The sequence below is a fragment of the Lentzea albida genome (genome assembly GCF_900111005.1).
In the GTDB taxonomy this organism is placed as follows: Bacteria; Actinomycetota; Actinomycetes; order Mycobacteriales; family Pseudonocardiaceae; genus Lentzea; species Lentzea albida.
On record NZ_FOFV01000001.1, the window covers coordinates 674026 to 696967 of the forward strand.

Here is a 22942-nt window from a genome sequence, read left to right on the forward strand (position 1 = left end):
TCCTCGCCCCTCCCGCATCGGTCCCTCAGCCCTTCGTCGACCCCAGCGTCAGTCCGCCCACGAACTGCCGCTGCAACACGAAGAACACGACCAGCGTGGGCAGCGCGACCAGGAGAGAGCCCGCTGCGATCAGGTTGTTGTCGGTGAAGAACGTCCCCTTGAGGTTCTGCAAGGCCGACGTCACCGGCATCTTGTCGCCGTCCTGGATCAACACCAACGCCCACAGGAAGTCGTTGTAGATCCAGGTGAACTCCAACGTCGCCAGCGCGGCGAGCACGGGCCGGCACAACGGCAGGGTCAGCTGCCAGTACTGCCGGAACACCGACGCCCCGTCCACCCGGGCGGCCTCGGTGAGCTCGTACGGGATGGTCTTCATGTAGTTCGACAGCACGAACGTGCAGAAGCCCATCTGGAACGCGATGTGGATCAGGATCACGCCGAGTGGCGAGTCGATCAGGGACTCGCTCTCCGACATCCACGCCGGCAGTTCGATCAGGCGGTACAGCCTCCACAGCGGCGTCACGATCACCTGCTGCGGCAACAGGTTGCCCGCGGTGAACAGCATCAGCAGCGCGATGTTGAACTTGAAGCTGAACCGCGAGACCCCGAACGCCACCATCGAGCTGAGCACCAGCGTCAGGATCAGCGCCGGCACCGTGATCAGGAAGGTGTTCCAGTAGAAGTGCGGCAGGTCGCCGATCTCCCACGCCTTCGCGAAGTTCTCGAACGTCAGCGACTTCGCGATCGAGAAGTACCCGTTGACCGAGGTGTCCTCGTACGTCCGCAGTGACGCGTACACCGCCCACAGCAACGGGGTCAGCGTCATCAGACATGTCAGGACCAGGAACACGTGCAAAGCGACGCGCGCGGGCGTCACCGAACGCTTCTTGCGAACAGCGACCGAAGGCCGTTCCAGCGTGGCCGTCACGTCCGGTTCTCCTTGCTGAACACCTGGTACAGGTACGGGATGATGACGCCGAGGGAGATCGTCAGCAGGATCACGGCGACCGCGGAGCCTCGGCCGATGCGCGAGGCCTCGCCGATGATGTTGTCGGTCACGAGCACCGACAGCAGCTCCAGGCCGTTGCGGCCCTTGTTGATGACGTAGACGATGTCGAACGCGCGCAGCGCCTCGATCACGGTCACGACGGCGACCACGATGTTCACCGGCTTCATCACCGGGAACGTGACGCGGAAGAACGTCTGCGCCGAGGAGGCGCCGTCCAGGGCCGCCGCTTCCTTCAACGCCGGGTCCACCGACTTCAGGCCCGCCAGGTACAGCAGCATGATGTAGCCGGTGTGCCGCCACGCCGCCGCGACGAGCACCGCGTAGAGGTTGATGTCCGAGTCACCGATCCAGTCGACCGGGTCGGCGCTCAGGCCCAGCAGCGAGTTGAGCAGGCCGCCGTCCGGTGTGTAGATCAGCTGCCAGATGAAGCCCACCAGGGCGAGCGACAGCACCATCGGCATGTACAGCGCGCTCTGGTAGATCCGGCTGAACCGGAGTTCGCGGTCGAGCAGCACGGCGAGCAGCAGGCCCGCCGTCGTCGGCACGACGAGCAGGAACAGCAGCCAGATCAGGTTGTGCTGCACCGCCGGCCAGAACCGCGGGTACTCGCTGAAGATCTCGACGTAGTTCGCGACACCGATCCACTCGATGTCCTCGAGACCGCCGATGCCGTTCCACCTGCTGAACGACAACGCGATCGAGCCCAGCGTCGGGACCCACACGAACAGCAGGTGCACGACCGCGGGGATGCCCAGCATGAGCGCCAGCACGAGTTTGTCCGTGCCGGCGAGGGCCGTGGCACGCTTTCCACGCCGACGAGGCGGCGGCCCGCTGGGGGCCACCGCCTTCGGCTTCTCCTGCACCGCGGTCACTTGAAGATGTTCTTCGCCTGGTCGGCCATGCCCTTGAGCACGGAGTCGACGCTGTTCGGGTCCTTGATGAACTCGATCAGGCCGTTGGTGGCGGCCTCGCTCGCGAAGCCCGGGTCGGTGTCGCGGTCGAGGAACTGCGTGATGTGCTTGGCGCCCTTGATGACCTCGGCCGCCTTCTTCTGCAGCGAGTTGTAGCTGGAGGTGTCCGCCTTCTGGTTGGTCGCGACCACGGACGAGTCGGACTTCAGGTAGGTGAGCTGCGGCTCGGCCGTCGACAGGTACTCGAGCAGCTTGAGCGCGCCCTCGGGGTTGCCGGGCTTCTTCGCCATCATGTACCCGTCGATCGGCGCCTCGACCGTGTCGGTGCCGTGCTCCGGGTTGATCTCCGGGAACGGGAAGAAGTCGAGGTCCTCCTTCTCCGCGTCCGGGAACTGCTGGCCGAGGAACGAGCCCAGCAGGTACATGCCGGACTTCTTCTGCTGCAACGACTGCGCGGCTTCCTGCCACTCGCGGCCGAGCGCGTTCTCCTGGTGGAACGGCAGCAGCCGCTTCCACGTGTCGAAGACGTCCTTGACCCGCTTGTCCTGCCAGTCCTCCTTGCCCGCGAGGAGGTCCACGTGGAACTGGTAGCCGTTGGTGCGGAAGTTCAACTGGTCGAACGTGCCCATGCCCGGCCAGCCCTGCTTCTGCGCGAAGGCGATCGGGATCAGGCCGTCGGCCTTCATCTTCGTGGCGAGCGCGACGAGCTCGTCGAGCGTCTTGGGGACGGCGTAACCGCGCTCCTGCCACACGCTCTTGCGGTAGAACATGCCCCAGGGGTACTGCGTGAACGGCACGAAGTACTGCTTGCCGTCGGTGGCCGTCGAGGCCTGCTTGAGCGCGTCGGAGTAGTTGCCGCCGATCTTGCCCCACAGGTCGCTGACGTCGCCGGTGAGTCCCTGGTCGGCGAAGAACCGCATCCGGTAGCCGGCGAACCACGCGAGCACGTCGTCCGGCTTGCCCTGCAGGTAGTTGTTGATCTGCTCCTGGTACTGCTCGTGCTGCTTCGTGTTGATCGTGACGGACAGGCCGCCCGACTGGCCCTCGAAGCCCTTGAGCGCGGCCGTGATCGCGTCCTTCGGCACCTGGTCGGACAGGTTGTTGCCGAAAGTGACGACCTTGGAGTCGCCGCCCGAGCCGGAACCGCCCCCGCACGCCGAGAGAAGACCACTGGTCGCGGCGACGCCGGCGCCGGCCAGCATGACTCGCAGCATCGTCCGCCGACCGAAGTGCGGTAACGGGGTGGAACCAGGCGTCTGCAGAACCATCATCGCTCCTACGGGTGACACGCGCTCGTGCGAACCGAACATGACTCAAACAAAGTTGCGCACAATGTGGTCCGAGTCATACAGCATGTCAAGCCCTGTTACGCAGCTGTTAAACCGGTGCGCAGCGGCGTCCGGGCCACTTCCCGGTACTTTTCCCGGTCGTTAGCCCCACAGACCTCAACGCGAAGTTGTGTTTGCTTGTGTTGACGTTGGGGGTCGTCGTCGGCCACGCTTGCGGCCGTGACGACTTGGCCAACAGACCTGCCAGGCCTCGGCTGGGGGGCTGACTACAACCCCGAGCAGTGGCCCGAACACGTCTGGACCGAGGACGTCGAGCTCATGCGGCGCGCCGGCGTGACCATGGTCAGCGTCGGGATCTTCAGCTGGGCGAAGATCGAGGTCAGCAAGGGCGAGTACCGGTTCGACTGGCTCGACCGCGTGATGGACCTGCTGCACGCCGGCGGCATCCGCGTCGACCTCGCGACCGCCACCGCCGCGCCCCCGCCGTGGCTGACCACCGAGTACCCCGAGATGCTGCCCGTCCGCGCGGACGGCGTGCGGCTCTCGCACGGCTCACGGCAGGCGTACTGCCCGTCGTCGCCGATCTACCGCGACCGCGCGACGGCGCTGGCCGCCGAGATGGCCTCGCACTACCGCGACCACCCCGCCCTCGCCGCCTGGCACGTCGGCAACGAGTACGCGTGCCACGTGAAGCGCTGCTACTGCGACACGTGCGCCGCCTCGTTCCGCGAGTGGCTGGCCGCCCGCTACACGCTCGACCAGCTCAACGACGCGTGGTCGACGGCGTTCTGGAGCCAGGGCTACACCGACTTCGCGCAGGTCCTGCCGCCGCGCGTCACGCCGACGTTCTCGAACCCGGCGCACGTGCTCGACTACGACAGGTTCTCCGACGACGCGATCCTCGAGCTCTACAAGGCCGAGCGCGACGTGCTGCGCATGATCACGCCCGAGGTGCCGGTCACGACCAACTTCATGGTCAACTGGACGTTCGGCGACCTCGACTACTGGAAGTGGGCGCGCGAGGTCGACTTCGTCTCCAACGACCACTACACCGAGGCCCAGTCGCCCGACCGGCACATCGAGCTCGCCATGTCCGCGGACCTCGTGCGCGGGCTCGCGGGCGGCAAACCGTGGCTGCTCATGGAGAACTCGACGTCCGCGGTGAACTGGCAGCGGCGCAACATCGCCAAGCTGCCGGGGGAGCAGCGGCGGCACTCGTTCCAGAACATCGCGCGCGGCGCGGACGGCACGCTGTTCTTCCAGTGGCGGCAGTCGCGCGGCGGCAGCGAGCGCTACCACTCGGCGATGGTCCCGCACGCCGGCCCGGACACCAAGGTGTACCGCGAGGTCTGCGAGGTCGGTGCCGAGTACCGGAAGCTCGCCGAGGTCGTCGGCTCCACTGTGGACGCCTCCGTCGCGGTCCTGTTCGACTTCCAGTCCGGCTGGGCGCTGCGCCAGGACGCCCACCCGACGCAGGACTTCGACTACTGGCAGCACGTCCTCGGGTACTACAAGGCGCTGTGGCAGGCGGGTGTCACCGTCGACTTCGTCGCGCCGGGCACCAACCTCTCGAAGTACTCGCTGGTGGTCGTGCCGGCGTTCTACGCGGTGTCCGACGCGCACGCCGCCGTGATCGCGGACTACGTGGCGGGCGGCGGCCACGTCGTCGTCACGTACCTCTCCGGTGTCGCCGACCAGTACACGCGAGTGCGACTGGGCGGGTACCCCGGGGCGTTCCGCGACGTGCTCGGCGTGTGGTCCGAGGAGTTCTTCCCGCTGCGGCAGGACGAGACCGTCTCGCTGAGCGACGGCTCGACCGCCTCGTTGTGGACGGAGCACCTGCACACGCGCACCGCTGACACCGTTGTCTCCTACGTGGACGGGCCGTTGCCCGGGGTGCCGGCGGTGACGCGCAACGCGTTCGGCAACGGTGTCGCCTGGTACGTGGCGTGCGACCTCGACGGCGACGGTCTGAGCCGAACGGTGGAAAACGCGCTTTCCGGTGCGGGCGCAAGGGTGTCGCGTTCGCCGATTGAGCTCGTGCGGCGCAGGGGCGACGTATCGTTCCTCTTCGCCGTCAACCACACCGACACCGACGCGCAGATCGAGGCGTCCGGTGTCGACGTGTTGTCCGGCACGCAGGTCTCCGGACGCCTCACCGTGCGAGCCGGGGACGTGGTCGTCCTCAGGGAAGAGGTGTGAGGTGCTGGCACGTCAGCGGCAAGCCGTGATCATCGAAGAGGTCCGCCGCACGGGAGCGGTGCGCGTGAGCGACCTCGTCGTGCGGCTCGGCGTCTCGGACATGACCGTGCGCCGGGACCTCGACGTGCTCGCCGCGCGCGGGCTGGTGGAGAAGGTCTACGGCGGCGCGACGTCCGTCGTCGGGCGCTCGACCGACGAGCCCGGTTTCGAGGCCAAGTCGGTGCGGCAGCTGCCTGAGAAGGAGGCGATCGCGGCCGCCGCCGCGGGCCTCGTGCGTCCCGGCACGGCCATCGGTCTGTCCGCGGGCACCACGACGTGGACGTTGGCGCGGTTCCTCGACGACATCCCCGACCTGACCGTCGTCACGAACTCCATCCGCGTCGCCGACGTGCTGCAGCAGAGCGGTCGCACGGACCGCACGGTCGTGCTGACCGGTGGCGTGCGCACGCCGTCCGACGCGCTGGTGGGCCCCGTGGCCGTGCAGGCGTTGCGGTCGCTGCACCTCGACGTGGTGTTCCTGGGCGTGCACGGCATGGCCGAGCGCTCCGGTTTCACCACCCCGAACCTCAACGAGAGCGAGACCGACCGCGCGCTCGTCGACGCCGCCGGACGCGTGGTCGTGGTCGCCGACCACGAGAAGTGGGGCACCGTCGGCATCTCCACGATCGCCGACCTCGACGAGGCGCACGTCCTGGTGACGGACGAAGGTTTGCCGGACGACGCCAGGGCCATCCTGAGCGAGCAGGTCGGCGAGTTGGTGTTGGCACATGTACCGGGAAGTGGCGAGGAGCTGGCGTGAGGCGTACCGCGGGAAAACTGGCGGACGGCCGGGAGATCATCTACTTCGACGACAGCGCTGAGGCGCCGCCGCGGGCCGCGGTGGACACCCGGGACCTCCCCGAGACCCAGCCGATGTCCGAAGTCCGGCTGGACCCGTTGACCCGCGAGTGGGTCGCCATGGCGGCCCACCGCCAGACGCGGACGTACAAGCCGCCGGCGGACCTGTGCCCGCTGTGCCCGTCGACGCCGGGCAGGCCCACCGAGATCCCCGAGGCCGACTACGACGTCGTCGTGTTCGAGAACAGGTTCCCCTCGCTGGCCCAGAACGTGCCCGACGTGCCGTCCACTGTGGATGGTGAGGAGCTGTTCGTGCGCGCGCCGGGCCGCGGGCGCTGCGAGGTCGTCTGCTTCACGTCGGACCACAACAAGTCGTTCGGCGAGCTCTCAGAGTCGCGCGTGCGCACCGTCGTGGACGCCTGGGCGGACCGCGTCGCCTTCCTGTCAACGTTGCCAGGGGTCGAGCAGGTCTTCCCGTTCGAGAACCGCGGCGAAGAGATCGGCGTGACGCTCTCCCACCCGCACGGCCAGATCTACGCGTACCCGTTCGTCACCCCGCGCACCGAGCGCATGCTGACGGCTGCTCAGGCCTACTACGCCGAGCACGGCCGCCCGCTGTTCGGCGACGTCCTGGAGGCCGAGCTCCGCGCGGGCGCGCGGGTGGTGGACGAGTCCGAGCACTGGGTCGCCTTCGTCCCGGCCGCCGCCCGCTGGCCCGTCGAGGTCGTGCTGGCACCGCGCCGCCAGGTGCCCGACATCGCCGCACTGTCCTCAGTGGAGCGCGACGACTTCGCGTCGCTCTACCTGAAGGTGCTGCACCGCCTGGACGCCCTCTACGACCGGCCGTTGCCCTACATCGCCGCCTGGCACCAGGCCCCGGTCAGCCAGGGCCGCGAGGAGATGTGGCTGCACCTGCAGGTCTTCTCGGTGCTCAGGACGAAGGACAAGCTCAAGTACCTCGCGGGCTCCGAGTCCGGCGAGGCCGTCTGGATCAACGACGTGACGCCCGAGCAGATCGCGGAACGGCTCCGGGGAACACACAAGTAGCTCCCAGGCTGGTTTAAGGGTTCTCTCAGGACGACACCCGAGACTATGGGCATGACCGAGAGCAACCAGCCAGCGCAGCAGCCGGACCAGCCGGACTCCGTGCCGTCGAGCGCCGGTCAGACAGACTCCGGAGCGCGGGAGCAGGGCCCGTCGCTGCCGGAACCCGGCCAGCCGGATCCTTTGCAGGGGGGATCCGGCCAGGCTGGGGCTACCGCTCAGACCGGGACGACCGGCCAGGCCGGGGCTCCCGCTCAGGCCGCGACGACCGGCCAGGCCGGGAGCGCCGGCCAGGCCTCCCCGTCCGGCCAGGCCGGGAGCATCGGGCAGGCCTCTCCGTCCGGGCAGGCCTCCCCGTCCGGCCAGCCGGCCGCGCCCGCGGGCCTCGGCGACGTTCCCGCCTCCTTCACTTCGGCCCAGCCGCAGGTGCCCTCACCTGACGCGGGCCAGACGCAGCTCGGCGGGTCCGGACCCGGCCAGCAGCTCTCTTCACCCTCAGGGTCCGGCCAACCTCACCCGCTCGGCCTCGGCGCCACCACCGCGCAGTTCGGTGCGGAGTCACCGGCGGGCACGCCGTCCGGTCCGTTCGCCGCGCAGCAGCCCTCGGGCCCGTTCAGCGCGCAGCAGCCGTCAGGTCCGTTCGGCGCACCGAACGCGGGACCGCCCTCCGACCCGTTCGCCGCACCCGGCTCGCAGACCGGCCAGTACTACCTCCCGCCCGGCCACCAGCAGGCCGTTCCCCCGCGTCCCAAGGGCCGCGGCAAGGTCGTGGCGGGCGTCGCCGCCCTCGTGCTCCTCGTGGGCGGGCTCTCCGGCGGCCTCGGCGGCTACCTGGGCTACAACTTCGCGAACGACTCGTCGTCCGTGAGCTCGCTCGACTCGCCCCGCCCGGCCTCGCAGACCTCGAACGCCCCCGCGGGCTCGGTCGAGGACGTGGCGAACAAGCTGCTGCCGTCCGTCGTCCAGATCCAGGTCACGACGAGGGCCGGCGCCGGCGAGGGCTCGGGCTTCATCATCTCCGGCAACGGCCAGATCGTGACGAACAACCACGTCATCGAGGGCGCTGCCGCCGGCGGTGACATCAAGGTCGTCTTCCAGGACGGCAGGACCGCGTCCGCCAAGATCCTCGGCCGCGACCCGAGCTCCGACATCGCCGTCATCCAGGCCGACGGCGTCTCGAACCTCCCGGTCGTGCAGCTCGGCAACTCCGGCGACATGAAGATCGGCCAGGGCGTCGTCGCGATCGGCTCGCCGTTCGAACTGTCCGGCACGGTGACGTCCGGCATCGTCAGCTCGCTGAACCGCCCGGTCTCGGCGGGCGGTGACCGCACCTCGCAGGCGACGGTCCTGAACGCCATCCAGACCGACGCCGCGATCAACCCCGGCAACTCGGGCGGCCCGCTCGTCAACATGCAGGGCCAGGTCGTCGGCATCAACTCGGCGATCTACAGCCCGAGCCAGGGCCAGGGCCAGGCCGGTTCCGTCGGCATCGGCTTCGCGATCCCGATGGACCAGGCCCGCCGCACGATCGACGAGATCGTGAAGAGCGGCAAGCCCAAGCAGACCGTGCTCGGCGTGAAGGTCGAGTCGACCGAGCAGGGCGCGAGGATCACGGAGATCACCGCCGGAGGCGCCGCCGAGAAGGCCGGGCTGAAGGCCGGTGACGTGATCACGAAGTTCGGCGACCGCCGCATCGACGAGTCGGACACGCTCGTCGCCGCCGTCCGGTCGAAGGCTCCTGGCGACAAGGTGACGATCACCCTGTCAGACAACAGGACCGTGGAAGCCACCCTCGACGGCGTCGAGGTGGGATAGGTCGGGGGACGCTCGGGTCCTGGCAGCCGCCGCCCGCCAGGACCCGAGCGTGACGACCCCGGAGAGGCCCGGACCTGTGCGCACCTGCCCCGCACACAGGCCCGGGCCTCTTCTTACGTCCTCGTGACGAACACGGGCCAGGCGCGCTTCCGTGACCTACCGTGGTGACGTGGTGGAACGGGTGCTGGTCGTCGACGACGACACGACGGTGCGCGATGTCGTGCGCCGCTACCTCGAACACGCCGGGTACGAGGTCGAGCTCGCCGGCGACGGGGAGAGCGCGCTGCGGCTGATGGCCGCGCAGGAGCCGGACATCGTGGTGCTGGACCTGATGCTGCCCGGCATCGACGGCCTCGAGGTGGCGCGGCGGATCCGGGAGCGCGGCAGCACGCCCGTCGTCATGCTGACGGCGCTCGGCGAGGAGGAAGACCGCATCGCCGGGCTGCAGATCGGCGCGGACGACTACGTGACGAAGCCCTTCAGCCCGCGCGAGCTGGCGTTGCGCGTGTCGTCGGTGCTGCGGCGGGCCCACCGGGCGTTCGAGCCGCGGGTCGTGCGGGACGGGAACCTCGTGCTGGACGTGGCCGCGCACACGGCGACGCTGGACGGCCGGCCGTTGCAGTTGACGACCCGCGAGTTCGACCTGCTGGCGTTCTTCATCGGCAACGCGGGCAAGGCGTTCGGCCGGGCGGAGCTGCTGGAAAGGGTGTGGGGCTGGCAGTTCGGCGACCAGTCGACGGTGACCGTCCACGTGCGACGGTTGCGGGAGAAGATCGAGGAGGACCCCGCGAAGCCGCGCCGGCTGAGCACCGTGTGGGGCGTCGGCTACAGGTACGACCCGTGTTCGATCGACTGAGCCGCGTCTCGCTGACCACCGCGATGACCGTCATGGTCATCGTGCCGGTGGTGGCCACCATCGCCGGTGTGCTGATGGTCAGCGGGTTCATGTTCACGCCGATGCTCGGCGCGACCCTCATGGCGTGCGTGGTGGTCGGCCTGGTCACCGTGCCGTTCTCGATCCTGCTGGGTCGCGCGATCGCGCGGCGCACGATGTGGGAACGCGAGGCCGAGGCGGCGCGGCGGCAGCTGGTGGCGTGGATCAGCCACGACCTGCGGACGCCGCTGGCCGGGATCAGGGCGATGACCGAGGCGTTGGAAGACGGCGTCGTCTCCGATCCGGGCGAGGTCGCCGTCTACGCCAAGCAGATCGCGCTGGAGGCCGACCACCTGTCGAAGCTCGTGGACGACCTGTTCCAGCTCTCCCGGATCACCGCGGGCGCCCTGAACCTGCCGATGCACGACGTGGCGCTGGCCGACGTGGTGAGCGACGTCGTCGCCGCCTCCCGCCCGATCGCGTCGCGCGAGGGTGTCGAGCTGCGCGCGGACGCCCGCGCCTGGCCCGTCGTGCGGGGCTCCGAACCGGAACTGATGCGTGTCGTACGCAACCTTGTGTCCAACGCCATCCGCCACACACCGGAGGGCGGTGCCGTCGCCGTCCAGGTCGATGTGGACGGACCCGAAGCGGTGGTGCGAGTGGACGACTCGTGCGGCGGCATCCCCGATGACGTGCTGCCACAGGTGTTCGACGTGGGCTTCCGCGGCTCGTACGCGCGCAACCCGTCGGGCGCCGGACTGGGCCTTTCCATCGCGCGCGGCCTCGCCGACGCGCACCACGGGCGGATCGGCGTCGAGAACCACGGTCCTGGCTGCCGCTTCGAGGTCCGACTCCCGCTACGGTGATCGGTATGGAACGCAGCGCGCAGCGCCTTGGCCGCGCTTTGGTCGTGATCGTGGACGACCGGGTGGCGCACGGCGAGCAGGACGACAACTCCGGGCCTCTCGTCACCGAGCTCCTCGAAGAAGTGGGCTTCATCGTCGACGGCACCGTCGCGGTCGAGGGTGAGGTGGTCGACATCCGGGCCGCCCTCAACACGGCCGTCATCGGTGGCGTCGACCTCGTGGTCACCGTGGGAGGCACAGGCGTGTCCCCGCGCGACGTCACCCCCGACGCCACGCAGGGCGTGCTCGACCGCCCGATCCACGGCATCGCCGAGGCGCTCCGCGCCTCCGGCCTCGCCGCGGGAGCGGTCGACGCGGGCATCTCGCGCGGTCTCGCCGGCGTCTCCGGCAGCACGCTCGTCGTGAACCTCGCGGGCTCGCGCTCCGCGGTCCGCGACGGCATGGCGACCCTGTCGGCCCTGGTGCCCTACGTGATCGAGCAGCTGAGCGGTCTTGACGAAGAGTGATTCACCGAAGCCGGCCGACGACGACGCAGCGCGTCGTCGCCGGTTGGCGGAGGTGTTCGGTGACGTGCTGCCGGAGACCACTTCGGACGAGCGCGGTGGGTCCGGGGCTGGGGCGGATGACCGCGAGGCCTGGTACCGCGAGAACAGGCCGCCGCACCACGGCGGCTGAGGCAGGCTGCCGCAGCCTTGTGCGAGCTGACGCGGCAGGCGCGGCTGGCGTGAGCCGACGCCGCTGAGACGGGCCGATGCCGCTGAGACGGGCCGACGCCGCTGAGACGGGCCGACGCCGCTGGGACAGCTTGTTGCCAACCCGAGTGGGCAGCAGGCCTCGTGGGATGGCTGCGGATGTCCCTGGCCGGACCCGCGAGTGCGGAGCGCTGGCCTCGGCGCCGTGATCAGGCGGCCTGGGCCCGGCCCCGGACGTCGGCCGGGGGTTGGAGCAAAGCCAGGACAAAGCGCGCTGGACCGCTGGTGCGGCGGGCGCGCTTCGTCTCGGCGGGGACGGGCTGAGATCAGATGGCTGGGCCGCGGCGGTCCTGCACCACGGTGGGCTGCTGCTGCTGGTTGTTCTGCTGTGCCGCGAGGAGGTCGCGGATCTCGATGAGCAGCTCGACGTTCGTCGGCTCGGCCGGGCCGGCCTCCTCGCCCCTCTTGCGGCGCTCCTGGATCTTCTTGATCGGCAGCACCAGGACGAAGTAGACGACAGCGGCCACGATGATGAAGTTGATCGCGGCGTTGATGACGTTGCTGAAGTCGAGGTACGTGTCGTCCTTGCCCTCGCGGAGCTGGATGCCGAGGCCCTTGGTCTCGGCGCTGCCCAGCGACGCGATGAGCGGCTTGATGAGGCTCGTGGTGAACGCGGTGACGATCGCGGTGAACGCCGTGCCGATGACCACGGCCACGGCCAGGTCGACGACGTTTCCGCGCATCAGAAAGTCTTTGAATCCCTTCAGCATCAGCGGAGAGTAACGGCTAATGCGTGATCCAGTGACATCGCGGCCACACGAGTTGCATTAAGTCTCGGCAACGTGAGCACGACGACCTGGCCGCGCGTCTCCCTCACCGCCGCGTTCTCCGCGACGACCTCGCCGGACGACGACACCACGTCGACCCGGCCGCCCGGTCTGACGACGGCAGCAAGGCCCTGGTCAGCCACTCGGACGGCCACCGACGCCTGGTCCGGGGACACGTCGGAGAGGTCGTAGTCGGTCAGCGGGACGCCTGCCCGCGCGGGCGACGACAACGCGCGGCCCACCACTGCCTCGGAACCCGGGAACGAGCCGGGCAGCGGCGCGCTCAGGGACACGACCCGGACGTCGGAGGCCGTGAGCGGGGACCCGGCCGGCAGGTCGCGGGAGGCGACCACGGCGGGATGGCCCACGTCCGGCCAGAAGAACGTCGACAGGGCGATCAGGGCGAGGCCCAGGGCCAGGAAGCGGCGCCACGCGGGAGAAGGGCGGCGGCGCGAGAAGGAGCGGACCCGGTCGAGGGCGGAGGCGGAAAGCGTCATGCCTCCGACCGTAGGGCGGTCGGAGGCATGGCTGGTGGGGCTGGAACGCAAGTTGTGGACAACTCGCGATCTTCAGGAAGCGGCGGCCGCCGGAGCGCTCGAGGACTTCGAATCCGAAGAGGACGACGAGGACGACGAGGTGGACTTCGTGTCCGACGACTTCGTCTCCGAGGAGGACGAGGTGGACGACGAGGACGTGCTCTTCGACGAGCCCGAACGGCTGTCCGTGCGGTAGAAGCCGCTGCCCTTGAAGACGACACCGACGGCGCCGAACAGCTTGCGCAGCTTGCCCGAGCACTCCGGGCACTCGGTGAGGGAGGCGTCGCTGAACGACTGCACCGCCTCGAACCGGTGCTCACACGCGGTGCAGGCGTACTGGTACGTAGGCACTGGGTCTGCTCCTAGCTCTGGCACTCGACCGTTGTGAGTGCCAACACGATTTTCGCCCAGGACCTTCCCGGAGCGCAAACACCCCCGATCAAAGTCACAGCCAGCGCAGCCCGATCGAGGGAGTCAGAACGCCGTTCATCCGCACGTCGTGCGGCTCGCCCGGCACCTCCGCCAGCACCTCGCAGTCCCGCACGACACCGACCAGAGGCGCCTTGACCAGCGGCAACGACCGGTCGTAGTGGCCCTGCCCCTTCCCGATCCGCACCCCGGTCACCGACACGGCCAGAGCGGGCACGAGCACCAGCGAGGCTCCAGCGATCGCCGAGGCGCCGAGCCGCGGGCCGGTCGGCTCCAGCAGCTTGAACCCCGCGGGCGCGACCTCGCCGGTGTGCTCCGCCCAGTCCAGCGGCGACGCCCCCGTCACGACCGGCAGCAGCACCCGGCACCGCAGCCCGTCGAGCCACGACGCGTCACCGGGCTCGGAACCGACCGGCAGGAAGGCGCACACCGTCTGATCAGGTGAAAGATCCAGAGCGGCGACGTGCGCGGCCAGCGCGGCGGCTTCCAGGGCGCGGACTTCGGGCGACAGCGCACGCCGCGCGGAGAGCAACCGTGAACGCAGTGTGGCCTTCCGGTCACGAAGATCGGACGTCATGATGGGTATCCCCCGGTATGTCGTTAGCATCGCAGCCCATGAGCAGCGCCTTCCACACCGCTATCGTGCCCGCGGCCGGTCTGGGCACCCGTTTCCTCCCCACGACCAAAGCCGTGCCGAAGGAACTGCTGCCCCTGGTCGACACCCCCGCCATCGAGTACGTGGCGCGCGAGGCAGCAGAGGCCGGTGCGAAGAAGCTGGTCATCGTGACGTCGCCGACCAAGGCGTCGGTCGCGGACTACTTCGACGCGAACCCCGACCTCGAGCAGTCGCTCACCGACAAGGGCAAGACCGAGCTCGTCGAGAAGATCCGGCGCGCCCCGCAGCTGATCAAGGCCGAGACCGCGATCCAGGACCAGGCGCTCGGCCTCGGCCACGCGGTCGGCTGCGCCGAGGGCAACCTGACCGGTGAGGACGAGGCCGTCGCGGTGCTGCTGCCCGACGACATCATCCTGCCGACCGGCGCGCTGAAGAAGATGGCCGAGGTCCGCCAGGAGAAGGGCGGCAGCGTCCTGCTGGCGTTCGACATCCCGCGCGAGCAGATCTCCGCGTACGGCGTGTTCGACGTCCGCGACACCGGCAGCGACGACGTCAAGCAGGTCGTCGGCATGGTCGAGAAGCCGAAGCCGGAGGAGGCGCCGTCGACCTTCGCGGCGGCGGGCCGGTACCTCCTCGACCGGGCGATCTTCGACGCCCTCAAGCGCATCACCCCCGGTGCCGGCGGCGAGCTGCAGCTCACCGACGCCATCGCGCTGCTGATCAACGAGGGTCACCCCGTGCACGTCGTGGTCCACCGCGGCGGGCGACACGACCTCGGCAATCCCGCCGGATTCCTGCGCGCTGCGGTTGACTTCGCACTCAACACCCCGGAGTACGGACCCGATCTGCGCGAGTGGTTGCGGGAACGCCTCGACAACTCCTGAGCGCGAGGACCAATCACATGAGGTCAGTGGACGAGCAGCTCGCTCGGGTGATCGCGGCCGCGGTGCGGCCCGCACCCGTGCGAGTCGCGATCTCCGAGTCGCAGGGCCTGCTCTGCGCCGAGGAGGTCGTCGCGGAACGCGCGTTGCCCGGCTTCGACCAGGCCGCCGTGGACGGCTACGCGGTGCGCAGCGTCGACGTGTCCGGCGCCAACGCGAGTCCGGTGCAGCTGCCGGTCGTGGGTGAGATCCCGGCCGGCTCCCGGCAGCCGCGCAGGCTGCAGCCGGGCCAGGCGGTGCGGATCGCGACGGGCGCTCCGCTGCCGACGCTGGCCGACGCGGTCGTGCCGCTCGGCTACACCGACGGCCACCAGGCCAAGGTGACGGTCAACCGCAGCGTGCCGTCCGCCGGGTTCGTCCGCCGCACCGGCGAGGACGTGCAGACCGGTGACGTCGCCGTGCGCCGCGGCGCGTCCATCGGTGCTGCTCAGGTGGGTCTTCTGGCCGCCGTCGGACGCAACAAGGTGCTCGTGCACCCACGGCCGCGCGTGTCGGTCATCTCGCTCGGCGAGGAGCTCGTCGACGTCGACCGCACGCCCGGCCAGGGCCAGGTCTACGACGTGAACTCGTACGCGCTGGCCGCCGCCGCCCGTGACGCGGGCGCCGAGGTCAGCCGGGTCGGCATCATGTCGGCCGACCCGCGCCGGCTGCGCGAGGTGATCGAGGGCAGGCTCCTGCTGTCCGAGATCGTCGTCATCGCGGGCGGCGTCGGCGGCACGATCGGCGACGAGGTCAAGGCCGCGATCACCGAGCTCGGCGACATGGACGTCAGCCGCGTCGCCATGCACCCCGGCTCGGCGCAGGGCTTCGGCAGGCTCGGCCCCGACGCCGTGCCGACGTTCCTGCTACCGGCGAACCCGATGAGCGCGCTCGTCGTGTTCGAGGTGCTGGTCAGGCCCTTGATCAGGGCGGCGCTCGGCAAGAAGAACCCGTACCGCCGCGCGGTGTCGGCGCGCCTGCTGTCGCCGCTGCAGTCGACGAAGGGCCGCCGGGGCTTCCTGCGCGGTCAGCTGCTGCGCGACGCGGACAACGGCGAGTACCTGGTGCAGCCGCTCGGCACGTCCGGGTCGCACCTGCTCGCGTCACTGGCCGAGGCCAACTGCCTCATCATGGTCGACGAGGACGTCACCGAGGTCTCTGTCGGCGAAGAGGTGCTGGTCAGCTTCCTAGCGCAGCGTGGATGAGCGTTTTCGCCGATCTGGGCAGACACCCCGGCTGGCCCGTCCGGCTGGGGCCCCTGCACGTGCGCGCCGGAACCGTCGAGCTGCGCGGACCGCGCCTGTTCGACGGGTCGCGCTGGTCGAGGCTGCGCATCCGCGACCGCGCCTACCTGGAGCAGTGGGAGCCCACGGCGCAGGAGGGCTGGGACGAGCGCAACGCGACGCTCTCCTGGCCCGCGCAGTGGTCGTCGTTGCGCGGCATGGCCCGGCGCGGCACCACGCTGCCGTTCATGATCCTGGTGGACGGCGAGGTCGCCGGTCAGATCACCGTCGGCAACATCGTGCGCGGCTCGCTGCTCTCGGCGTGGATCGGCTACTGGGTGGCCGCTGACCGGGCCGGGGGCGGAGTCGCCACGGCGGCCGTGGCGTTGCTCACGGACCACGCCTTCCGCGATGCCGGACTGCACCGCCTCGAGGCCACCGTGCGTCCCGAGAACGGCGCCTCGATCCGTGTGCTCACGAAGTCCGGTTATCGCGAGGAAGGTCTCTTCAAGCGTTATCTGGATGTTGCCGGACAGTGGCGCGACCACCTCTGCTTCGCGCTGACGACCGAAGAGGTCCCGGATGGCCTAGTGCGCCGTTTGGTCGCACGCGGAGAGGCCCGTCTTCCCTGACGATTGCTTCCGTTCGCCCTAATCACTTCACCCAAAAGTGGGTGATAGACCACACTTTCGTACGCACGGCAGTCGGCGAGCCTCCGACACAGGTGTGACTGTTGTGACTAGCGTGGTGACAGCACCACGCGTGGGCCGGGGGAGGTGAACGGGGAATGCCGAGTTCGCTGATCATCGTTGCGCTGGTCGTCGCCTGGCTCGTGGTCCTCGTCCCCATGATGGCCCGCAAGCGCCAGGAGAGTGCGCGCAGCGTGGGGGAGGAGTACGACGCCATGCCGGACGCCGAGTACGACGACATCCACGACATCGACGACGACTACTTCGACGAGGAGGAGTACGTCGAGCGCCCCTTCCGGCGCGGCCGCGGTGGCTACGACCCGGAGACCGCCGCGCTGGTCGCGCAGGCGAAGTACGCGTTCCGGCGCAGAGTGGTGGCATTCCTGCTGGTCGCCGCCGTCGCGTCCGGGATCGTCGCCGGGGTCTTCTTCGCGAAGCTCTGGTACGGCCACGCCGCGATCGACCTGGTGCTCGTCGGGTACCTCACGTACCTGCGCCGGCAGGTGCGGATCGAGGAGGAGATCCGCGCGCGCCGGCTCGCCCGCCTGCAGCAGGTGCGCCGCCGCCGTGCGACGGGTCCGCAGCTGCAGGAGCCCCCTGCCGCCGAGCCCGAGCCCGTGCAGGTCGCCGAGGAGGCCGAGACCACCCAGGTCGAGGTCGTCGAGGACAGGCCCGCGCTGCCGCCGTTGCCGCGCTTCGAGCACCACGTGCGTCCGGGCACCATCCCGGTCGACTCCGACGACGAGGACCCGGTCTTCGTCGAGCTCGACGGGCTGGAGTCGCTGCGGTACCGAGGTGCGGTCGGCGCTTAGGAGGGGGTGGTGAAAACACCCCCTCCGGGACTGCTATAGTTCTCCCCGTAAGACAGCAAGGGGCTGTAGCACAGTTGGTAGCGCGTCTCGTTCGCATCGAGAAGGTCAGGGGTTCGATTCCCCTCAGCTCCACAGATTGATAATCGCCCGGTCCGCGTTTACGCGGGCCGGGCGATTTCGCATTAGTCGTACGTTTGTCCCTCTCGCACTGCGAATGCCTTGTCCTTCGGCAATCGCAGTCATCCGGAGCAGCGATCGGCCGCTCCCGGGCCCGCGGAGGTCACGGGGAACGGCGGTCGGAGGACGCCCGCGAGAACGCGTCGAGAACGACCGGCAGGACCAGTCGCTCCACCAGTCGGGAGTCGATGCTGCCCGGCTCCACCAGTTCCTGGGCGTTGCCGCCTTCGCGCAGGGCGACCGCGAAGCGGGCCACCAGTGCGGGATCGATGACGAACTCGCGGCCCGACGCCGCCAGCAGTTCAGCGAAGATCCGCGCGATCCCCTGGCGGACCTCCTCGTCCTTGCGGGCGAGGACGGCCGCCGCCTCGGGGTTGCGGATGGCGTACAGGGTGAACTCGGTCGAGATGAGGAACCACTGGCGCTCGTCCTCGGACGGGCGGTTCGCGAGGTTCACGAAGTGCTGCAACGGATCGCTCGCCTGACGGGCCTGGTCGAGGGCGCTCCGCAACCGCGTGAGCACCGCGGCGGCGTGCGCCTCGAACATGGTGAAGAAGAGCTCGTCCTTGCTCGCGAAGTTGGAGTAGAACGCGCCTCGGGTGAAGCCGGCCCGATCGCAGATCATCTCGATGCTGGCCCCGTTGAAGCCGCGCTCGGCGAAGACCTCGGCGGCACTCGCCAGCAGCCGCGACCTCGTCACGGCGCGCTGACCGGTCGTCCCTCGTGGCACCACTCCTCCGCTCTGCCCGTTTCGATACAGGAACGTATCTGCACGCGGCTGCTTTGCATAGCTGCTCTTGACGCTGGTTCTGACCAGCTGTGATAGTGGCCTCAGTCTTCGATACGACTCTGTATCTCATAGATGGGACCGTCATGACGAGCACGGTTACGCCGGACATCCTGGAGATGGTCCGCGCCAGCATCGGACCCGCCCCCGACGACTTCGAGCTGCCGCTGCCGCCGATGAACCTCTCGGTCGAGGAGGAGCGGGAGTACCGCAAGCGCGAACTCGCGGCCGCGTTCCGGGTGTTCGCCAAGTTCGGTTTCTCGGAGGGGGTGGCCGGCCACATCACGGCCCGCGACCCCGAGCACCCCGACACCTTCTGGGTCAACCCGTTCGGCATGAGCTTCAGCCAGATCAAGGTGTCCGACCTGATCCACGTCGACCACGTGGGCAACCTGCTGCACGGCAAGCGGCCGGTCAACCGGGCGGCGTTCTGCATCCACTCCGAGGTGCACAGGGCGCGGCCGGACGCGGTCGCCGCCGCCCACGCCCACTCGCTGAACGGCAAGGCCTTCGCCTCGCTCGGCATCCCGCTCGCGCCGATCACCCAGGACGCCTGCGCGTTCTACGAGGACCACGGGCTCTACTCGGACTTCCGCGGCGTGGTCAACGACACCGAGGAGGGCCGCCGGATCGGCGTCGCCCTGGGTGACGCGAAGGCGGTCGTCCTGCAGAACCACGGCCTGCTCACCGTGGGGCAGACCGTCGCGGCCGCCGCCTGGTGGTTCATCACCATGGAGCGCTCCTGCCAGGCCCAGCTGCTGGCGATGGCCGCCGGTGAGCCGACCCTCATCGACCACGACACCGCGGTCGGCGTGCGCGACCAGACCGGGAACCCGGTCGCCGGCTGGTTCCAGTTCCGGCCCCTCTGGGACCAGGTCGTCGCGGAATCCCCCGACCTGTTCGACTGATCCCGGCGACGACGAAAGGGCCGCCCCGGAACGCGGGCGGCCCTTTGTCGTGTCCTGGCGTCGGCGCCTAGAACGTCTTGATGACGCCGCCGTCGACGACCAGGTCGGTTCCGGTGATCCAGCTCGCCTCGTCCCCGAGCAGGAACGCGACGGCGGCCGCGACCTCCTCGGGCTCGCCCAGCCGGCCCATCGTGACACCCATGTCGGTGGGTGCCTTGTGGTTCAGCACCTCTTCCCTGGTGGCGCCGGACTGGGCGACCATCCAGTCGACGGTCCCGCCCTCGTCCGTCCAGCCGGGGGTGCGGGTCGGACCGGGGGACACGGTGTTCACCCGCACGCCCCGCGCGGCGAACTCCTCCGACAGGGCCTGGGTCAGGTTCGACATCGAGGCCTTGTGGGCGGAGTAGTCGACGACGCCCGTGAACGGCAGGCGGGCGTTGACCGAGGAGATGTTGACGATCGCACCACCGCCGTCGAGCAGGTCGGGCAGCAGCGCCCGGCTGAGCCGGACCGCGGACATCACGTTGATCGTGAACCCGGCTTCCCACTGTTCGTCGGTCACGTCGAGGAACGAGGAGCGGAAGTCCCAGTTGCCGACGTTGTTCACCAGGGCGGACACCCTGCCGCGGGCGCGGGCGGCCTCGGCCAGGCGCAGGTTGCCCTCGGCGGTGGCGAGGTCGGCCCGCACGACCGTGAGGTTCCCGGTCTGCTCCGGCGAGGCCGAGCGCGATCCGGTGACGACCTCGTAGCCGTCCTTGAGGAGGCGTTGGACGACAGCGGCGCCGATCCCCTTCGTTCCTCCGCTGACGACGGCGACGTTGTTCGGCATGACACTCCTAGGCTTGTTCGGGAGCGATCGCTCCCTATCTCGGTCTGACCGTAATACGGGAGCGATCGCTACACAACCCGGAGTTAGGATGAGGCATGCCACGTCCCCGTCAGTTCGACGACCACGACGCAGTCCGGAAGGCGATCGAAGTGTTCCGCCGCCAGGGCTACCACGGCACGTCGACGCGGGACCTGGGCGCGGCGATGGGACTGAACCCGTCGAGCCTGTACCGGGCCTACGGCGACAAGCACGCGCTGTTCCTGCGGGCCTTGGACAGCTACCAGACCGTCCAGGACGAGGCCACCGGCGAGATCACGAGCAGCTCGGACAGCGTGCGCTCCGCGCTGCGCCGCTGGCTGGTGCACATGATCACCGAGGAGCAGGACCACGCCTGGGGGTGCCTGATGGTGAACACCGCCGCCGAACTGGGCGCCGAGGACTCACCGACCCGTGAGCGGGTGCACGCGGCCTTCGACGGCAACGTCACCGTGATCGCGGACCTGCTGGAGAAGGCCGTCGCCGAGGGCGAGATCACGCGTGAGATCGACGTCCACGGCTGGTCCGAGCTCCTGTTCACCACCGTCGCGGGTCTGCGGGTGCGGGACAGGGCCGGGCAGCCCCTGGAGCGGCTGACCGCGGCCGTCGACACGGCGCTGGACGCGATCTGGGGCAGGTAGCGGAAACGCGTTCGGTGTCCGCCTCACCGCCGGATACCTTGGGCGCGTGAACATCCTTGGGGGATTTAAAGCTCTGTTCGTCGTGGGGACGGCACTCGCCGCCGTCAGCTGTTCGCCGGGGCAGGAGGAGCAGCCGGCGGCGCCGCAGGAGAAGCACTTCGACGTCACGGGCTGGGGGAAGCTGAAGCCCGGAATGTCCAAACAGGACGCCCTCGCCACCGGTGACCTCGCGGCCACGGGCGCGGGGAAGACCGGAAACTGCGAGGACTACCGCTACGAGGACGGGCCCGCGGCCGACCCGAAGCAGGTGGCCGAGGACGACGCGCTCGAGCAGAAGATCGCCGAGGCGCAGAAGGCCGCGGACGCCGCCAAGGCGGCGATCGGGCCGGAGCCCGGTCCGAACGCGGGTGCCGCGGACTACGCCGCGTCGGCGGAACGGCTCGCGGCGTCGGCCGAGGCGAGCAACAAGGTCGTGCAGCTGACCGTGGAGTCCACGAAGCGCATCGCCGACCGGGCCGAGGCGCGCGAGGCCCACGGCGGCGTGCTGTTCGCCGGCGACAAGATCCGGATGATCCTGCCGCCTCCCGGTGCCACGGCGGCAAAGGACCTCGGCAAGGGCGCCACGGTCGAGCAGGTCAAGGCGGCCTACCCGAACGCCACCAGCGCCGGCGACGGCATGTTCGACGTGCCCGTGCCCGGCCAGAAGGGGTTCGTGCTGAGCTTCCACTTCGCCGAGGGCAAGCTCACGGCGTTCATGCTGTTCAACACCGAGGCGGCGTGCGCCTGAGCTGAGCGATTCCAGGCCGTCCGTCGTAATGCGGGCGGCCTGTTCGTCTATATAACGGCCGTAAGCTCGTTCGGCTCCCGAAAGGCTGTACCCATGAGCGACGCGCCACAGGACAAGGTCACGGTCCTGTCCGCCGAAGCCCTCGCCCAGCTGAAGGCGTTCCCGCTGCACGGCGACGAGCGGCTGCAGAACAAGCTCCTGTGGAAGTCGCCGGGCGGCGACACGATCGTCGGCCTGATCCAGATGGCGCCCGGCGCCCGCGACGTCGGCCACAACCACCCGTCGGCGACGCAGCACACCTGGGTCATCGACGGCACCGTGAGCATCGGCGGTGTGGAGGCGACGGCGGGTTCGTACGCGTTCGTGCCGCCGGGCGTCGACCACGAAACGGTCGCGGGCGACGAGCCCGTCACGATGTTCTACGTCTACCAACCGTTCGCGCCCGAGCACGACCACCACGACCATTAATTGCACGCTCACCCATCTATGGGGTGAAGTTCGGTGAAGAACGCGGCGCCCACAAATAGTTTTCTCCTATGAGATCTGTGGTCGCCGCGTTATTACTCGGGGCCGTCACCTCCAGCGGTGCAGCGGCGACCGAAGCCCACGCCGCCCGGTGCACGGCCGCCCGTCCCGTCGTCTCCAGCACGGAGACAGCCGTAGAAGCGCGCGTTCTCACCGGCTGCACGGCCGGTGAGCTCGTCGTGTTCCAGGCGTCCATGACCCTGCGCGCGCACGGCACCTCCTGCACCGCGATCTCCGAAGAGCTCGAAGCGGACCCGGCCACCGAGCCGCAGTGGATCCGCGCCCGCCTGGAAGTGGAATGCGCGCCCGGTGAGACCGGCGAGCTCGGCTCGCGGATCACCGTCGAGATGCGCGACCAGACCCGCACCGCCACCTACGGCCTCGGCGACTCCTACGCGGAGCGCGACCCGGCCGCGCGGCACCGGTGGACCGTCGAGTTCCTCGCCGGGCTGGGGGAGTTGCCGGTGGCACCCGATCCGGTGGTGAGGACCGGCGGGGGATCGGTGGGGCCGGGTGGCTCGCACACCGTCTCCGACCACCGCGTTCACACCCGCTGAGGTCGCTTTCTCCACCCGTTCGCCACAGGTCCGTTCGTGCTGCCTCCGATAACGATCCGTGCAGAACCGGCGACATCGGTCAACGGAGTCCGTCCATCGCAACG

Annotated in this window: 26 protein-coding genes and 1 tRNA gene; 18 read left to right on the plus strand and 9 right to left on the minus strand. The window is 69.5% G+C overall.

The features are described 5' to 3' along the window. Positions 1-25: 25 nt before the first annotated feature. From BMY74_RS03375 to BMY74_RS03385, 3 genes are read right to left on the minus strand one after another with little or no spacing between them, the layout of a single operon-like run. On the minus strand, positions 26-928 hold the full coding sequence (locus tag BMY74_RS03375; RefSeq protein ID WP_245785862.1) for a carbohydrate ABC transporter permease: 903 nt from the start codon (positions 926-928) through the stop codon (positions 26-28). After that, the gene (locus BMY74_RS03380) at positions 925-1881 is read right to left on the minus strand and encodes a carbohydrate ABC transporter permease (protein ID WP_245785863.1); all 957 of its coding nucleotides are present in this window, start codon (positions 1879-1881) and stop codon (positions 925-927) included. The genes BMY74_RS03375 and BMY74_RS03380 overlap by 4 nt, the downstream gene beginning before the upstream one ends. Next, positions 1878-3122 (minus strand): ABC transporter substrate-binding protein, encoded by a 1245-nt coding sequence (locus BMY74_RS03385; RefSeq protein ID WP_245785864.1) that lies wholly within the window; start codon positions 3120-3122, stop codon positions 1878-1880. The genes BMY74_RS03380 and BMY74_RS03385 overlap by 4 nt, the downstream gene beginning before the upstream one ends. 306 nt (positions 3123-3428) lie before the next feature. Between BMY74_RS03385 and BMY74_RS03390 the strand changes: the two genes are divergently transcribed. The 8 genes from BMY74_RS03390 to BMY74_RS03425 all read left to right on the plus strand — a co-directional run bounded on the left by BMY74_RS03390 (position 3429) and on the right by BMY74_RS03425 (position 11522). Continuing rightward, positions 3429-5411, plus strand: coding sequence for a beta-galactosidase (locus tag BMY74_RS03390; RefSeq protein WP_089909141.1), 1983 nt, complete (start codon positions 3429-3431; stop codon positions 5409-5411). 1 nt (position 5412) lies between these two features. Continuing rightward, entirely contained in the window at positions 5413-6210 is a 798-nt protein-coding gene (locus tag BMY74_RS03395) for a DeoR/GlpR family DNA-binding transcription regulator (RefSeq protein WP_065914902.1), read from the plus strand. Next, positions 6207-7295 (plus strand): galactose-1-phosphate uridylyltransferase, encoded by a 1089-nt coding sequence (gene galT, locus BMY74_RS03400; RefSeq protein WP_089909144.1) that lies wholly within the window; start codon positions 6207-6209, stop codon positions 7293-7295. The genes BMY74_RS03395 and galT overlap by 4 nt, the downstream gene beginning before the upstream one ends. A gap of 51 nt (positions 7296-7346) precedes the next feature. Continuing rightward, positions 7347-9107 carry a trypsin-like peptidase domain-containing protein gene (locus BMY74_RS03405; protein WP_089910419.1) on the plus strand — a complete coding sequence of 587 codons (1761 nt, stop codon included), beginning with the start codon at positions 7347-7349 and terminating at the stop codon, positions 9105-9107. 151 nt (positions 9108-9258) lie between these two features. After that, positions 9259-9963: a response regulator transcription factor gene (locus BMY74_RS03410; RefSeq protein ID WP_218159501.1), complete on the plus strand. Its 705-nt coding sequence runs from the start codon at positions 9259-9261 to the stop codon at positions 9961-9963. Positions 9964-9986: 23 nt separating this feature from the next. Next, complete coding sequence (locus BMY74_RS03415) at positions 9987-10847, plus strand: sensor histidine kinase (RefSeq protein WP_089910425.1); 861 nt, start codon at positions 9987-9989, stop codon at positions 10845-10847. Between the two features lie 5 nt (positions 10848-10852). Further along, the gene (locus BMY74_RS03420) at positions 10853-11353 is read left to right on the plus strand and encodes a MogA/MoaB family molybdenum cofactor biosynthesis protein (RefSeq protein WP_089909148.1); all 501 of its coding nucleotides are present in this window, start codon (positions 10853-10855) and stop codon (positions 11351-11353) included. Next, entirely contained in the window at positions 11340-11522 is a 183-nt protein-coding gene (locus tag BMY74_RS03425; protein ID WP_089909151.1) for a hypothetical protein, read from the plus strand. The genes BMY74_RS03420 and BMY74_RS03425 overlap by 14 nt, the downstream gene beginning before the upstream one ends. Positions 11523-11865: 343 nt before the next feature. Here the strand turns inward: BMY74_RS03425 and mscL are convergent, their stop codons facing one another. The 4 genes from mscL to BMY74_RS03445 form a co-directional block, all read right to left on the minus strand. Then, on the minus strand, positions 11866-12309 hold the full coding sequence (mscL, locus tag BMY74_RS03430; RefSeq protein ID WP_089909154.1) for a large-conductance mechanosensitive channel protein MscL: 444 nt from the start codon (positions 12307-12309) through the stop codon (positions 11866-11868). Then, positions 12309-12863, minus strand: coding sequence for an SAF domain-containing protein (locus BMY74_RS03435; RefSeq protein ID WP_089909157.1), 555 nt, complete (start codon positions 12861-12863; stop codon positions 12309-12311). Before BMY74_RS03435 ends, mscL begins: the two co-directional genes overlap by 1 nt. Before the next feature lie 72 nt (positions 12864-12935). Continuing rightward, positions 12936-13253 carry an FmdB family zinc ribbon protein gene (locus BMY74_RS03440; protein ID WP_089909161.1) on the minus strand — a complete coding sequence of 106 codons (318 nt, stop codon included), beginning with the start codon at positions 13251-13253 and terminating at the stop codon, positions 12936-12938. Between the two features lie 94 nt (positions 13254-13347). After that, a complete protein-coding gene (locus BMY74_RS03445; protein ID WP_089909164.1) occupies positions 13348-13908 on the minus strand; it encodes a 5-formyltetrahydrofolate cyclo-ligase in 561 nt (186 codons plus the stop codon). Between the two features lie 38 nt (positions 13909-13946). Here BMY74_RS03445 and BMY74_RS03450 point away from each other — a divergent pair, with 38 nt between their 5' ends. The 5 genes from BMY74_RS03450 to BMY74_RS03470 all read left to right on the plus strand — a co-directional run bounded on the left by BMY74_RS03450 (position 13947) and on the right by BMY74_RS03470 (position 17723). After that, a complete protein-coding gene (locus BMY74_RS03450) occupies positions 13947-14831 on the plus strand; it encodes a UTP--glucose-1-phosphate uridylyltransferase (RefSeq protein ID WP_089909167.1) in 885 nt (294 codons plus the stop codon). A gap of 17 nt (positions 14832-14848) precedes the next feature. Further along, entirely contained in the window at positions 14849-16072 is a 1224-nt protein-coding gene (glp, locus tag BMY74_RS03455; RefSeq protein ID WP_089909169.1) for a molybdotransferase-like divisome protein Glp, read from the plus strand. After that, positions 16069-16722, plus strand: a complete 654-nt coding sequence (locus BMY74_RS03460; protein ID WP_089909172.1) for a GNAT family N-acetyltransferase — start codon at positions 16069-16071, stop codon at positions 16720-16722. Before glp ends, BMY74_RS03460 begins: the two co-directional genes overlap by 4 nt. Before the next feature lie 155 nt (positions 16723-16877). Beyond that, on the plus strand, positions 16878-17591 hold the full coding sequence (gene sepX / locus BMY74_RS03465) for a divisome protein SepX/GlpR (RefSeq protein WP_089909175.1): 714 nt from the start codon (positions 16878-16880) through the stop codon (positions 17589-17591). A gap of 59 nt (positions 17592-17650) precedes the next feature. Then, positions 17651-17723, plus strand: a tRNA-Ala gene (locus BMY74_RS03470). Positions 17724-17871: 148 nt separating this feature from the next. Here BMY74_RS03470 and BMY74_RS03475 read toward each other — a convergent pair. After that, positions 17872-18498 (minus strand): TetR/AcrR family transcriptional regulator, encoded by a 627-nt coding sequence (locus BMY74_RS03475; RefSeq protein ID WP_177229543.1) that lies wholly within the window; start codon positions 18496-18498, stop codon positions 17872-17874. Positions 18499-18641: 143 nt separating this feature from the next. On the opposite strand from BMY74_RS03475, the gene BMY74_RS03480 reads away from it, so the two are divergent. Further along, positions 18642-19463 (plus strand): class II aldolase/adducin family protein, encoded by an 822-nt coding sequence (locus BMY74_RS03480; protein WP_281244941.1) that lies wholly within the window; start codon positions 18642-18644, stop codon positions 19461-19463. Between the two features lie 67 nt (positions 19464-19530). On the opposite strand, the gene BMY74_RS03485 is transcribed toward BMY74_RS03480, so the two are convergent. Further along, positions 19531-20292 carry an SDR family oxidoreductase gene (locus BMY74_RS03485; protein ID WP_089909177.1) on the minus strand — a complete coding sequence of 254 codons (762 nt, stop codon included), beginning with the start codon at positions 20290-20292 and terminating at the stop codon, positions 19531-19533. A 95-nt stretch (positions 20293-20387) separates the two neighbouring features. Between BMY74_RS03485 and BMY74_RS03490 the strand changes: the two genes are divergently transcribed. The 4 genes from BMY74_RS03490 to BMY74_RS03505 all read left to right on the plus strand — a co-directional run bounded on the left by BMY74_RS03490 (position 20388) and on the right by BMY74_RS03505 (position 22838). Further along, positions 20388-20969 carry a TetR/AcrR family transcriptional regulator gene (locus BMY74_RS03490; protein ID WP_089909180.1) on the plus strand — a complete coding sequence of 194 codons (582 nt, stop codon included), beginning with the start codon at positions 20388-20390 and terminating at the stop codon, positions 20967-20969. A 46-nt stretch (positions 20970-21015) separates the two neighbouring features. Beyond that, positions 21016-21756 carry a hypothetical protein gene (locus tag BMY74_RS03495; RefSeq protein WP_143091427.1) on the plus strand — a complete coding sequence of 247 codons (741 nt, stop codon included), beginning with the start codon at positions 21016-21018 and terminating at the stop codon, positions 21754-21756. Between the two features lie 93 nt (positions 21757-21849). Beyond that, positions 21850-22224: a cupin domain-containing protein gene (locus BMY74_RS03500; protein ID WP_089909185.1), complete on the plus strand. Its 375-nt coding sequence runs from the start codon at positions 21850-21852 to the stop codon at positions 22222-22224. Between the two features lie 68 nt (positions 22225-22292). After that, the gene (locus BMY74_RS03505) at positions 22293-22838 is read left to right on the plus strand and encodes a hypothetical protein (RefSeq protein ID WP_143091428.1); all 546 of its coding nucleotides are present in this window, start codon (positions 22293-22295) and stop codon (positions 22836-22838) included. Positions 22839-22942: the final 104 nt, after the last annotated feature.